Source organism: Rhodococcus sp. 14C212, from assembly GCF_011058195.1.
GTDB lineage: Bacteria > Actinomycetota > Actinomycetes > Mycobacteriales > Mycobacteriaceae > Rhodococcus > Rhodococcus aetherivorans.
Genome location: NZ_JAALEH010000007.1, coordinates 14,050 through 24,963, shown reverse-complemented (window position 1 = coordinate 24,963; position 10,914 = coordinate 14,050). Strand labels below are relative to the sequence as shown.

Here is a 10,914-nt window from a genome sequence, read left to right as displayed (position 1 = left end):
CGTATGAGCATCTCCGGGGTGAAAGCACTGGTCTTCGACGTGTTCGGCACGGTGGTGGACTGGCGCACCAGCATCGCGCGGGAGGCGGCGCCCCTGCTGGCCCGCTACGACGAGTCGATCGAGCCGGTCGTGTTCGCCGACGCCTGGCGGGCTCGCTACCAGCCGGCGATGCAGGCGGTACGTGCGGGCACCCGACCGTTCATGCGGCTGGACGTGCTGCACCGGGAGAACCTGGACGAGGCGCTGCGTGCGGTCGGCATCGATCCGGCCGCCGTGCCGGGGGCCGATCTCGATCGGCTCAATCTCGCCTGGCACCGGCTCGATCCTTGGCCCGACGCCGTCGAGGGGCTGACCCGGCTGAAGCAGCGTTTCGTCGTCGCGCCGCTGTCGAACGGCAACGTCGGCATGATGGTCGATATCGCCAAGCGCGCGGGTCTGCCCTGGGACGCCATCCTCGGTGCGGAGGTCGCCCAGGCCTACAAACCCATGCCCGAGGCCTATCTGCGCACGGCCGACATCCTGGGCCTGGAGCCGGGCGAGGTGTGCATGTGCGCCGCCCACAACGAGGACCTGGCGGCCGCGCGCGCCTGCGGCCTGAAGACCGCGTTCTTCGCGCGGTCCACCGAACACGGCCCGGCCCAGACCACGGACCTGCGCGCCGAACACGACTGGGACGTGGTCGCCGACGACCTGGTCGACCTGGCGCGCCGCCTGGGCGCCTGACGGCGCCGGTGCGTCCTTCGGGCGGTGGGAGCCGCCCAAAGGACGCACCGGCCGTGTAGCGGCCTATGCCCCGATCAGACCTTCGGACTTCCAGGCCGCGACGACGGCCGGGCGCGGCTGGGCGGTGCCGCCGTCGGGCCAGTGCGACGACGGGGCGTCCCACGTGGCGTCGTCGGTCTCGCCCGGGTGCTGCACGCACACCACGACGCGGTTCTCCTGCACGATCGGTCCGCACGTCTCCGCGCCGACGGGGACGGTGAGGAACTGCCGGGTCTCGCCGCGGCGCGGACCGTCGAGCACGACGCTGAACAGTCCGTCGTTGGACTTCAGCGCGTTGCCGTCGGTGGAGATCCACAGATTGCCGTGCGGGTCGAACGCCAGGTTGTCCGGGCACGAGATCGGGCTGACCTGAGCCTTGTCGAAGCCGCCGAAGTAGGTGTCGGCGGCCTCCGGGTCGCCGCAGACCAGCAGCAGGCTCCACGTGAACGACGTGCCGGCGTGGTCGTCGTCGATCTCGAGCACCTGCCCGTTCTTGTTGTTGTTGCGGGGGTTCGCCACGTCGGCGGCGGCCTTGCCCTCCTCGCCGCGCTTGGAGTTGTTGGTCAGCGCCACGTAGACCCTGCCGGTCATCGGGTTCGGCTCGAAGTCCTCGGGCCGGTCCATCTTGGTGGCCCCTACCTTGTCCCCGGCCAGGCGGGTGAACACGGCGACCTCCTCGGCGGTCATGCCGTCGACCAGGGACTCGCCGCGACCGTCCTCGGCGGTGCGCAGCAGCGGGATCCACTCCCCCGAACCGGTGAACGTGCCGGAGGCGGGAAGCGCACCGCTGCCGTCGATCTCGTCCGGTGAATCGCCGGTCAGCTTGGCCACGTAAAGGGTTCCGGCGTCGAGCAGCGTCATGTTGTGCCGCATCGCCGCCTGCGACATGCCGGGCTGCATCGTGCGGGAGGAGACGAACTTGTACATGTAGTCGAAGCGTTCGTCGTCGCCGCTGTAGGAGACGACGGTGCCGTCGCCGGTGACGTGGATCGTCGCGGCCTCGTGCTTGAACCGGCCGAGCGCGGTGTGCTTGACCGGCACGGACGTCGCGTCCCACGGGTTCACCTCGACGACCCAGCCGAACCGGTTGACCTCGTTGGGGGTGGCGACGATGTCGAAGCGCGGGTCGAAGCGCTCCCACAACCGTTCCGAGGCGCCGCCCTCGAGGCCGTACCGGGCCAGTCGCTCGGCGGCCACGGGATCGGTGACGTTCTCGGCGTTCGCGAAGTACTGGTTGAAGTTCTCCTCGCCAGAGAGCACGGTGCCCCACGGGGTGAGACCGCCGGCGCAGTTGTTCAGGGTGCCGAGCACGCGGGTTCCGGTCGGGTCGGCGGCGGTCTTGACCAGGTCGCTTCCGGCGGCGGGACCGGTGAGGGCGAACTCGGTCAGGCCGGTGATCCGGCGGTTGTACGGACCGAATTCGGGTGTGAGGCGCCCGGATCCGGCCTCGCCCTTGACTTGCACCACCGACAGCCCGTGGTTGGCCCAGCCGATGCGCACCTGCTCCTCGGTGGGGTTCTCGGCGTCGTAGCCGGCGAACATGAACGGCTCGGACGTGTACTCGTGGTTGACCACCAGCAGGTAGGTGTTCGGCACGCCGTCGACGGGCAGCAGCCCGGCGAAGTCGTTGTTGTAACCGAACTGCTTCTCCTGCGCGGCCGCGGTCTGGTTGCCGATGTCGAAGGCGGGCGCGTCCGGCAGCACCGGGTCACCCCAGCGGATCACGACGGCCTGGTCGTAGCCCTCGGGAACGGTCACGACGTCGTCGGTGTTCGGGGCGACGGCGGAGAAGTCGGTGCCGGTGGGCACGGGTCCGAGATCCGCCGAGCCCGACGTCGTGGCGCCGCCGGTGCTGCCCGCGTCGTCGGCACACGCGGCGAGCACGCCGCCCGCACCGACCGCGAGAACCGCCATCGCGCCGCCGCGCAGCACACCGCGCCGGGACAGTGCGGTGCGCACGACGTCACCGAAGTACTCGCCCCCGGAGGTGTTGGGCACCGCGTGGGAACACGCGTTGCCGCACTTGTAGCGACAGGTGACGGCGGCGCGCGACGATGTGCCGTCGTGCGTGACGATCAGCGGCAGGGGCTTCGGACTCACAGGTACTCCCTCGTCGAATCGGTTCAACGCGGGCACCGTAGGAGACCGAAACCAGGTGAAGGGAACGAGAAGGTGAACGGGCGGTGAGCCCGCCGTGTCAGCGCATCCGCGCGCCGCCCAGGCAGCCGCGAACTCGATTCGCTGTCGCGACTGACCGGGAATCGCGCGGACGCGCAACCCCCACCGAGGAGCGATCAGTCGTCGGCGATGCCGGCGCCGCTGAGCGCGGGGACGGTCCGCTCGGGGCGGCGCAGCGACAGTGCGGCCGTCTTGAACTGGGCCAGCTTGTCGACGACGGTCTGCCCTTCGGGGGTGTGGCCCCAGATGCTGATGCCGCGGTGCGTGGTCGGCTCCCAGGTGGATTCGTCGACCACGATGGGATTCCAGCCGACCTCCCACTCGAACCCGGACGGCGTGCGAGCGTAGTAGGACAGCTCGCGATCGTTCGTATGCTGGCCGACGCCGAGCGCCATCTCGAAGCCGAGTTCCTTGACACGCTGGTAGGACCGGGTCATGTCGTCGAGCTCGGTGACCTGGATGTTCAGGTGTTGGATCCGGGTGCGGACCGGGTCGACGGGAAGATCGCGCACGGCGGCGATCGCCACCGAGTGGTGACGTTCGTTGACGCGCAGGAAGCGGATCGCGAGTTTGGCACCGCTGATGGTTTCGTCGATGTAGTCGGAGAGCCGGGCATCGAAGACGGTGTCGTAGTAGCCGTGCAGCGTGTGCGGCTGGGTCGAGGTGATCGCGACGTGCCCCATTCCCGATGCGCCGGTGACGAATCCGGCGTTGCTCATCACCAGGGGCGTGGCGGTGGTGCGGGCGCGGGTGAAGATCTCCTGGTCGATGTCCTTCGGCCCGGGGAAGCGCAGCAGGCGTTCGACGCCGCGCAGGGCCGCGTCCTCGTCGGTGCCCTCGGTGACCGGGACGCCGCGGTCGCGCACCCGGGCGACGATCCGGTCGAACGATTCGTGATCGTCGATCTCCCAGCCCAGGGCGGTGACGTCCTCCGCGCCGCCGCGGCGCACCAGGAACCGGCATTCGTGGTCGTCGAGCCGAAAGCGCATGGCCTGGGCGGAAATCCGGTCGGCGTGCAGACCGATTGCATCGCGGCCGAAGCGGTGCCAGTCGGTGAACTTGCTCGTCTCGATGACGACGTAACCGAGGTGGACGGAGCCGAACAGCGAGTCCGTGGTGGTCATCGGGTGCTCCCGGTGAGGAAGGCCGTGGTGACGGCGTTGAAGAAGTCGGCGCGTTCCCACTGCACCCAGTGTCCCGTGGTCGCGGCGAGCAGCAGGTCGCAGTTGGGCATGGTGTGTGCCAGCATGCGGCCACCGCTCGGGCGATTGACCTTGTCGTCGGCGCCCCAGATGACCAGCGTGGGGGTGGCGAGCCGGCGCAGTCGCCGGTCGCGGGTGAAGTCCATGCCCCACAGCGTGCGCAGGGCGCCGGGTCCGGAGGGACGGCGCAGCGGCGGATCGGCCACCACGGCCGGATCGATGCTCGACCGGTAGCGTTCGTCGATCACCTCGGCGGGAACGGTGGCCCCGTCGAAGACCAGGTACTTGCGAATGAAGCTCTCGAGCTTGTCGCGTGAGGGACCGTCGCCGGTGTAGTACGACAGCAGCGATTGCAGGCCCGGAGTGGGCAGCGCGCGCGTGGTGCCGATGCCACCGGGGCCCATGAGCACCATCTTCTCGACCCGCTCCGGGGTGTCGAGAGCCAGGCGGAGGGCGCAGGCGCCGCCGTAGGAGTTGCCGACCAGGTGGGCACGGCCGAGGTTCAGGCGGTCGAGCAGTCCGCGGATGTTGTCGGCGAGGTAGCCGAACGGATCGGACCGGTCGACGCCCTTGCTCGAGCGCCCGTAGCCGGGCAGGTCCGGCACGATCACCCGGAACTTCCGGGCGAGCTCGCCGATGTTGCGGGAATAGTTGGACACCCCGGAGGCGCCGGGCCCGCCGCCGTGCAGCAGCAGTACCGCCGGCCCTTCTCCGGTTTCGGCGAAGAAGATGTCCTTGCCGGCGACGGTCACAGTGCGTTCGGTCAGCGCTGCGCGGGTCATGCGAGGGTCTCCGTTTCCTCGGAAAGGCGAATGGATGGGGCGACTTTCATTCCCGGCGGGGGCGGCGCCAGGTTGGTGTCGGGTCCGGCGGCGGCGTAGACGACCCCGTCCGGCCGCAGGGCCAGGACGGTGGCGCCCTTGGCGCGCATCCACCGGATCAGGGTGCCGTTGGTGTCGACGACGGTGTCGGCGGCCGGGGCGGCGCCGGGACCGGCCAGGCGCACGGTCGGTACGCCGGCGGTGCGCCAGCCGGGCCACGAGTCCGGCGCGCCGACATGCAGGATCGTCCATCGCCCACCGAGCACGTCGTCGAGGCGTTCGAGGCTGCCCTTCTCGTCCAGTATCCACGGCTGCGGCACGAGCCATCCCACCGCTGCCGATGCGACCGCCTTCGGGCCGGCCAGCAGACCTCGGGGGTAGAAGGCGTCCGGGATCCACCGATTGTCCCGTAGCCAATCGGGAATTCCCGGTACCCGCATGGCAATCCGGAAGAACCGATCACGCACGGCCGCGAGTGCAGGGTGCCGCTGGGTGATGAGCCGGCCGACCTTGACTGCGCGGTCGGTCACCTCCCGCACATGGGGCAGGCGTTCCAGTTGATAGCTGTCGAGGATCGATTCGGGCAGGGTGCCGTCGAGCACTGCGGCGAGTTTCCAGCACAGGTTTGCCACGTCGCGCACTCCGGCGGACATGCCCTGGCCGATCCACGGCGGCATCGCGTGGGCGGCGTCGCCCGCCAGGAAGACCCGGCCCACGCGCCAGCGATCGGCGAACCGCACGTGATGGCTGTAGACGACGGCGCGGAGAATCTTCACCTGCGTGTCGGTGATGCCCTGGTTGCCGAGTACGCGCCAGATCGCCGCCTCGGTGACCAGTTCGTTCTCGTCCTCGTCGTCGCGGACCGGGAACTCCCACCGGTGGTGTCCGAGCGGTGTGGGGCAGTCCACGGTCGGGCGGTCGGGGTTGCAGTGGAACCGGAGCCGATCGTGGCCCGGCCACTCCTGCAGCACCTTGGTGTCGATCACGATCCACCGCTCACCGTAGGTCCGGCCCTCGTACCCGATTCCGAGCTGCGCACGGGTGGGGCTCGAGCCGCCGTCTGCGGCGATCACGTAGGACGCACGGACCCGTTCGAAGACGTCGTTCCGGAGGTCGGCCAGCATCAGCTCGACCCCGGTCGCGTCCTGGAGCACCCGCAGGCACTCGTGCTCGAGCAGGATATCCACGTCGGGGAATCGTTCGACCCCGCCGCGCAGCACCTTCTCGAGTGCGGGCTGGTAGATGAACTGCTGAGGCGGGTGACCGGATCCGTGGGACACCGGTGTGAGCTCTGTGAACGGTGCGCCGTTCGCGTCGACGAAGGTAGCGGCGCCGCCGGCGAGCATGTCCTCCTGCAGGCGGTCCGCCAGGCCGACCTGCTGCCAGATGCGCAGCACCTCCTCGTCGGTGGAGATTGCCCTCGCCCTGCCATAGATATCCGGATCTCTCTCGATCACAAGCACTTTCAGGCCGGTCTGACCGAGGAGGTTCGCGGCGGTCACGCCGGTGGGGCCGTAGCCGATGACGGCGACGTCGTAGTGCGGGATGTCGGTCACGTCGAGACCTCTCGTCGAGCGGGGGAGCGTGTCGATCGGCGGGGGCGGAATCCGAGCCGTCGTAGATCAGGGGATTGTTCCTGTAGTGGTCACTACAGTAAGCTGGCGTGCAGTGTGAGTCAATACACACCTTCACAACCCGAGGAGCGCTCGTGGAGGAGCAGAAGAGGACCCGGCAGCGCCGCGCGAACGGCGAGGAGTCCCGTCGTCGCATCCTGGACGCCGCCGTGGAGGTCGCCGCCGAGCGCGGCTACGAGGGCACCAGCATTGCGCTGGTGAGCAAGAAGTGCGGTCTGCCCGCGAGCTCGATCTACTGGCATTTCAAGGACAAGGACGACCTGATCGCCGCGGTGATCGAACGCAGCTTCGGCGCCTGGCTGTCCGGGTGGTCCGTGCCCGACGACGACAGCCCACGCGAACGCATCGCGACCTTGGCGATGCAGGTCGCGAAGACGCTGTTGGATTCACCGGACTTCCTGCGGCTGGGCCTGATGCTCACCCTCGAGCGGCGCCCGGTCGAGCCGAGCGCCCGCACGATGTTCCTGCAGGTGCGCGAACAGGCACGCCTTCGCCTCGTCGACGCGATGCGCGAACTCGCACCCGGCCTGTCGGACGGCTCGGTCGCCCTACTGACCACGTACGCGATGGCCGGCGCCGACGGCCTGTTCATCGCCAAGGAGATCGGCGGCGACAGCGTCGATCTCGTCGCCCTGTTCGAACTGCACGCCCATTCGCTCTACGACGCGGCGGTGCGATTGAGCACTTCCGAAGGAGGCTGACCTCGCGCACCGCCGGTGTGTCCTTCGGGCGGCTGGGACAACCCAAAGGACGCACCGGCCGCGGAGCGGCCTACAACACCTGCGACAGGAACTGCTGCAGCCGTTCGGTCTTCGGGGCGTCGAACAGTTCCTCGGGTGGGCCGGCTTCCACGACCGCACCGTGGTCCATGAACACCACCGTGTCCGACACCGAGCGGGCGAAGCCCATCTCGTGCGTGACGACCACCATCGTCATGCCACCGGACGCGAGGTCGGCCATCAGGGCGAGTACTCCCTTGACGAGTTCCGGGTCGAGCGCCGAGGTGGCCTCGTCGAAGAACATCACCTGCGGGGTCATCGCGAGGGCGCGGGCGATCGCGACGCGCTGCTGCTGTCCGCCGGACAGGTTGCCGGGACGGGAGCCGGCCTTGTGCTTCAGGCCGACGAGGTCGAGTTGTTCGAGGGCGAGCGCGCGGGCCTTCTCCTTCGACAGCCCCTTGAGCTTGCGGGGGCCGAGCGCGATGTTCTCGGCCACCGTCTTGTGCGGGAAGAGGTTGAAGTGCTGGAACACCATCCCGATCCGCTGCCGCAGCTCGTCGGGGTTGTCCTTCAGCACCGAGCGGTCGTCGAGGAGGATGTCGCCGGCGTCGGGTTCGTGCAGCCGGTTGAGCACGCGCAGCAGGGTCGACTTGCCCGAACCGGACGGGCCGATGACGGTGACGGTCTTGCCGGCGTCGACGTGGATGTCCACGCCGCGCAGCACCCGGTTGGTGCCGAAGGCCAGGTGCAGCCCGGTCCCGGTGAGGGACACGCTGTCCCGGATGGTGGTCGGCATCGGTCAGCCCCTCTCCACGACGAGTTCCTGCTCGAGCGGGTCGAGGGTGGCCTCGGGCCGGCCGGTGCGCAGGCGGTGGTCGATGTAGTTCACGAGATGAGTCAACGGCACGGTGAGGATCAGGTAGAACAGGCCCGCCGCGACGAGCGGGGAGAGGTTGCCGGTCTGCGCGTTCAGGTCGCGGCCGACGGCGAACAGTTCCCGCTGGGTGGCGAGCAGGCCGAGGAAGTAGATGAGCGACGAGTCCTTGATGAGCGAGATGAACTGGTTCATCAGCGCGGGCAGCACGCGCCGCACGCCCTGCGGGATCACCACCAGCGTCAGCGCGCGACGGTAGCTGAAGCCCAGGGCCCGCGCCGCCTCCATCTGCCCCGGTTCGACCGACTGGATGCCGGAGCGGAAGATCTCGCCGATGTATGCGGCCGCGAGCAGCGCCAGCGCCGCCGCGCCCAGCCAGTACGGGTTGTTGCCCGTGGCGCCCTGCACCACCGGGCCGAGTCCGAGGCCGACGAGCAGGATGATCACCACCGCGGGCAGGCCACGGAAGATGTCGGTGTAGACGCGGGCGGGCCAGCGCAGCCAGCGGGTGCGCGATATCCCCGCCATGGCGAGGAGCATGCCGAGGACCGTGCCGGCGAGCCCGGACGTCAGCGCCAGGATCAGGGTGTTCGGCAGACCGGTCTTCAGCAGATCCGGGAAGGCGTGCCGGTACAGCTCCCACGAGAAGAAGGTCTCGCGCAGCTGTTCGAGCGTGGACTTCGGGGCCGTGGCCGCCGGCTCCTCGCCGCTGCCGGTGTTTTCGGCGGCCAGCGCCGCGAAGTCCGGCAGGTCGGGTTCCGGCGCGGCCCTGCTGCCGGGCTTCCAGCCCTCGGGCAGTTCCCGGGGGACCCATTCGGTGTAGAGCTCGGCCCAGGTGCCGTCGGCGATCACGGCGTCGAGCCCGGAGTTGAGCGCGTCGATCAGCGGCTGGTTCTCCCGGGACACGGCCCAGCCGACGTAGTTGTTGAGGCTGAACGTGTTCTGCACGATCGAGGTCGGATCGCCCGGCGCGATCGCGCCCTCGGCCTGCTGCGACGGCGCCACCCACGCGTCGATCTGGCCGGTCTTCAGGTTCGCGTACGCGGTGTTGTAGTCCGGGAACTTCACCGGATCGAGACCCAGGGTGTTGACGACGTAGTCGTCCTGGACGGTCCCCTGCACGACCCCGATGCGGGTGGACGCGTTCAGGTCGCCGAAACCGCGGATGGGACTGCCGTTCTGCACGACCAGCGAGAAGTAGCCGAAGTCGTAGCCGTTGGTGAAGCCGACCAGCCGGCGACGTTCGTCCGTGGTGGTGATCGACGACGAGCCGACGTCGAAGCGCCGGCCGGCCACCTGGGCGAGCAGGCCCGCGAACTCGGTGCCGACGAACTGCACGCGGAGACCGAGCTTCTCGGCAATGGCCTTCAGCAGTTCGTTGTCGTAGCCGGTGAACTCGCCCTGAGAGTTCACGCAGATGCTCGGCGGCGCGTCGGAGAGCGTGCCCACGGTGAGCACACCGGGGGTGATGAGGTTCAGGCCGGAAACGTCGATCGACTCGAGCGGCACCACGTCCGGGGTGGTGTAGCGGTCCTCCGCGGCGGCGGCCGAGGTGTCGAGATTGGTCGGTGCGGCGGAGGCCCCGGCGACCCCGGGCGGGGAACACAGGTCCTGGGGGGCCGACGGTCGATCCCCGCCCGACGAGCAGGCCGTCGCAGTCAGCGCCAGGAGCACCGCCAGGAGCAGCGCCGCCACGGTGCTCCGTTTCGCCATCACGGATTCGGGCATGGTGGGAGCCTAATCCGAATCGCGCCGTCCGACGGGTGTGCCGGGGCGGGTCAGCCGCCGGCGGGTTCGATCGAGACCGTGGAGGCCCGCAGCCGCTCCCCGCAGTGGCTGCAGCTCAGCGCGGGGGTGAAGGTCTGGCCGCAGTGACGGTGGCGCAGGACGATCGCCGGTCCCTCCGGTGCGCGGAACCAGCGCAGCCCCCAGTCGATCATGCAGGCGACGACGGGGAAGAACGCGCGCCCCTTGTCGGTGAGGTGGTAGGTCACCCACGCCGGGCGGTCGGGATTGGGGAGTTCCTGCAGCACGCCCAGCTCGGTGAAGCGCCGGAGCCGGTCGGCCACCACCGTCGGAGGTGCACCCATACGCTCGGCGAACTGCCCGTAGCGGGTGGCGCCGAGGAACGCCGCCCCGAGCAACGCCGCCGACCACCGGTCGCCGAGCAGTTCCATCGTGTGCGGCAGGATCTCCGGCGAGCGAGCACGGCCGGACCGTCGGCGACCGGTCGCGGCCGGCACGCTGCGCGGCCACTGCCCGCTGGGGCCGAGCTGCGCCTCCACGTCGGATGCGCCGGCGGGCCGCTCGCAGTGACCGCAGACGAGCACCGGGGTGAACCGGGCGCCGCAGCCCGTGTGCCGCCTGGCCGGAAGCTGTCCCCGGTGATCGGGCGCCCACTGCTGCTCCCACGCCCACATGGTGAGCAGAACCGGCCACACGCCGTGGCCGCGGGCCGTCAACCGGTACTCGTGTCGAGCCGGCCGCTCCTGGTACTGCACCCGCTCGAGGAGCTCCGCGTCGGTGAGGCGGACCAGGCGCGCGGTCAGCACCGCGTTGGAGATCGCCCCCCGCTCGATCCAGTCCCGGTATCGGCGGTCGCCCTGCAACGCATACCGCAGAATCCACAGGTTCCACTCGTCGCCGAGGATGCCGAGGGTGACCGCGATCGCGTTGTCACCGCCCGGCTCGAGTTCGGTGACCGTGCCGGAACCTGCCATCGAC

Annotated in this window: 9 protein-coding genes; 2 read left to right on the top strand and 7 right to left on the bottom strand. The window is 69.7% G+C overall.

Features of this window, described 5'->3' with window-relative positions:
• Positions 1 to 3 precede the first annotated feature (3 nt).
• On the top strand, positions 4 to 723 hold the full coding sequence (locus G6038_RS05460) for a haloacid dehalogenase type II (RefSeq protein WP_165036366.1): 720 nt from the start codon (positions 4 to 6) through the stop codon (positions 721 to 723).
• Between the two features lie 63 nt (positions 724 to 786).
• Here G6038_RS05460 and G6038_RS05455 read toward each other — a convergent pair whose 3' ends face one another.
• The 4 genes from G6038_RS05455 to G6038_RS05440 all read right to left on the bottom strand — a co-directional run bounded on the left by G6038_RS05455 (position 787) and on the right by G6038_RS05440 (position 6,519).
• The gene (locus G6038_RS05455; protein WP_165036364.1) at positions 787 to 2,862 is read right to left on the bottom strand and encodes a PhoX family phosphatase; all 2,076 of its coding nucleotides are present in this window, start codon (positions 2,860 to 2,862) and stop codon (positions 787 to 789) included.
• Positions 2,863 to 3,056: 194 nt separating this feature from the next.
• The gene (locus G6038_RS05450; RefSeq protein ID WP_165036362.1) at positions 3,057 to 4,064 is read right to left on the bottom strand and encodes a VOC family protein; all 1,008 of its coding nucleotides are present in this window, start codon (positions 4,062 to 4,064) and stop codon (positions 3,057 to 3,059) included.
• Complete coding sequence (locus G6038_RS05445; RefSeq protein WP_165036360.1) at positions 4,061 to 4,924, bottom strand: alpha/beta hydrolase; 864 nt, start codon at positions 4,922 to 4,924, stop codon at positions 4,061 to 4,063. The genes G6038_RS05450 and G6038_RS05445 overlap by 4 nt, the downstream gene beginning before the upstream one ends.
• Positions 4,921 to 6,519, bottom strand: a complete 1,599-nt coding sequence (locus tag G6038_RS05440) for a bifunctional 3-(3-hydroxy-phenyl)propionate/3-hydroxycinnamic acid hydroxylase (RefSeq protein WP_165036358.1) — start codon at positions 6,517 to 6,519, stop codon at positions 4,921 to 4,923. Before G6038_RS05440 ends, G6038_RS05445 begins: the two co-directional genes overlap by 4 nt.
• Positions 6,520 to 6,671: 152 nt before the next feature.
• On the opposite strand from G6038_RS05440, the gene G6038_RS05435 reads away from it, so the two are divergent.
• Complete coding sequence (locus G6038_RS05435) at positions 6,672 to 7,298, top strand: TetR/AcrR family transcriptional regulator (protein WP_165036357.1); 627 nt, start codon at positions 6,672 to 6,674, stop codon at positions 7,296 to 7,298.
• A 70-nt stretch (positions 7,299 to 7,368) separates the two neighbouring features.
• Here the strand turns inward: G6038_RS05435 and G6038_RS05430 are convergent, their stop codons facing one another.
• The 3 genes from G6038_RS05430 to G6038_RS05420 are packed head-to-tail and all read right to left on the bottom strand — an operon-like array spanning position 7,369 to position 10,910.
• Positions 7,369 to 8,112 carry an amino acid ABC transporter ATP-binding protein gene (locus G6038_RS05430; RefSeq protein ID WP_165036355.1) on the bottom strand — a complete coding sequence of 248 codons (744 nt, stop codon included), beginning with the start codon at positions 8,110 to 8,112 and terminating at the stop codon, positions 7,369 to 7,371.
• Positions 8,113 to 8,115: 3 nt separating this feature from the next.
• Positions 8,116 to 9,918 (bottom strand): ABC transporter substrate-binding protein/permease, encoded by a 1,803-nt coding sequence (locus tag G6038_RS05425; protein WP_165036353.1) that lies wholly within the window; start codon positions 9,916 to 9,918, stop codon positions 8,116 to 8,118.
• Between the two features lie 50 nt (positions 9,919 to 9,968).
• A complete protein-coding gene (locus G6038_RS05420; protein ID WP_206024317.1) occupies positions 9,969 to 10,910 on the bottom strand; it encodes a helix-turn-helix domain-containing protein in 942 nt (313 codons plus the stop codon).
• Between the last annotated feature and the right edge of the window lie 4 nt (positions 10,911 to 10,914).

Bases quoted from the DNA above. Each gene is read 5' to 3' on its own strand.
- G6038_RS05460 (WP_165036366.1), top strand. From the start codon at position 4: ATGAGCATCTCCGGGGTGAAAGCACTGGTCTTCGACGTGTTCGGCACG.
- G6038_RS05430 (WP_165036355.1), bottom strand. From the start codon at position 8,112: ATGCCGACCACCATCCGGGACAGCGTGTCCCTCACCGGGACCGGGCTG.
- G6038_RS05425 (WP_165036353.1), bottom strand. From the start codon at position 9,918: ATGCCCGAATCCGTGATGGCGAAACGGAGCACCGTGGCGGCGCTGCTC.
- G6038_RS05450 (WP_165036362.1), bottom strand. From the start codon at position 4,064: ATGACCACCACGGACTCGCTGTTCGGCTCCGTCCACCTCGGTTACGTC.
- G6038_RS05445 (WP_165036360.1), bottom strand. From the start codon at position 4,924: ATGACCCGCGCAGCGCTGACCGAACGCACTGTGACCGTCGCCGGCAAG.
- G6038_RS05420 (WP_206024317.1), bottom strand. From the start codon at position 10,910: ATGGCAGGTTCCGGCACGGTCACCGAACTCGAGCCGGGCGGTGACAAC.